Origin of the sequence: Mesorhizobium sp. M7D.F.Ca.US.004.03.1.1 (assembly GCF_003998635.1) — a bacterium.
GTDB classification, from domain to species: Bacteria; Pseudomonadota; Alphaproteobacteria; order Rhizobiales; family Rhizobiaceae; genus Mesorhizobium; species Mesorhizobium loti.
This window is the reverse complement of sequence record NZ_RZQG01001245.1, coordinates 1-1,405: the sequence shown is the minus strand read 5'-3', so window position 1 is coordinate 1,405 and position 1,405 is coordinate 1. Positions and strand designations below refer to the sequence as shown.

Below are 1,405 nucleotides of genomic sequence, written 5' to 3'. Positions count from 1 at the left end.
TGTCTGGTTCGGCGTCAGCGCCGTCTTCCACTATCTCGGGCCGGCCTTCGCCGTGCTGCTTTTCCCGCATGTCGGCGTGCTCGGCATGGCATGGCTGCGCATCGCCACCGCCGCGCTGATCTTCGCACCGCTGACCCGTCCATGGCGAACCTTCGCCCGCGCCGATCGCTCGACGCGGCTGCTGTTGCTGGCCTTCGGTGCCTGCCTGGCGGTGATGAACTGTTCGTTCTACCTGGCGCTCGACCGGCTGCCGATCTCGCTGGTGGCGGCGATCGAATTCGTCGGCACCATCGGCGTCGCGGTGATCGGCCTCAGGAGCCCGCGCAATCTCGCCGCCCTTGCCGTTGCCGTCACCGGCACCTTGCTGCTCATCGACGTCAAATGGTCTGATGATCCCATCGGGCTGTTCTGGGCCTTCCTCAACGGTGCGCTGTTCGTCGGTTACATCGTGCTCGGCCACCGCATCGCCGCTTCAGGTGCCGGCGGCGGCATCGCAAGCCTTGGTGCCGCCATGGCCATCGCATTCATCGTCGTGCTGCCGATCGGCCTCACCGACGCACTGCCCGCCTTTTTCTCGCCGCCGCTGCTGCTCGCCGCCATCGGCGTCGGCATCTGTTCGTCGGTCATTCCCTACATCTGCGACCAGCTCGCAATGTCGCGGCTGCCGCGCGCGAGCTTCGCGCTGATGCTGTCGCTGCTGCCGGTCACCGCGACGCTGATCGGCGTCGTCGTGCTGCACCAGATTCCAAGTCTTACCGATTGCCTCGGCATTGCGCTGGTGGTCGCCGGCGTCGCCTTCCACAAGCCGGCGAACACGGACTAAACGAACGCCTATGCCAATTTCTGCTTGAGGAAGGCGATCGTGCGTCCCCAGGCGAGATCCGCCGCCTTCTTGTCGTAGCGCGCTGCCGAGGTATCGTTGTTGAAGGCGTGGTTGGCGCCTTCATAGACATAAACCGTGTATTCGACATGCGCCGCGTCGAGCTCCTTCTTGAAGGCGTCGATGCCGGCATTGGTGCGCTCATCCAGCCCGGCATAGTGCAGCAGCAATGCGGCCTTGATCTTCGACACATCGGCGGCCTTCGGCTGCATGCCGTAGTAGGCGACGGAGGCGCTGAGATCGGGCGCGTTGACGGCCAACATGTTTGCCGTACCACCGCCCCAGCAGAAGCCGATGGCTCCGACCTTGCCGTTGCCGTCCTTGTCGGCCTTGAGGTACGCGACGGTCGCTATACCGTCGGCGATGGTCTGCGCCGGATCGAGCTTGGCGAACATATCGCGCGCCTTGTCTTCATCGGCTGGCGTGCCGCCGAGCGGCGACAGAAAATCCGGCGCCAGTGTCACGAACCCTTCCAGCGCCACGCGTCGCGCCACATCGCGGATATGCGGGTTGAGGCCCCTGTTC

2 protein-coding genes are annotated in these 1,405 nt (G+C 64.9%); one reads left to right on the top strand and one right to left on the bottom strand.

Annotated features, from left to right (window positions below):
* Window positions 1-823: DMT family transporter (locus tag EN935_RS36010; protein WP_164771688.1), on the top strand; the 823-nt coding region annotated here is incomplete at its 5' end.
* 8 nt (window positions 824-831) lie between these two features.
* Here the strand turns inward: EN935_RS36010 and EN935_RS36005 are convergent.
* Window positions 832-1,405: dienelactone hydrolase family protein (locus EN935_RS36005; protein ID WP_164771687.1), on the bottom strand; the 574-nt coding region annotated here is incomplete at its 5' end.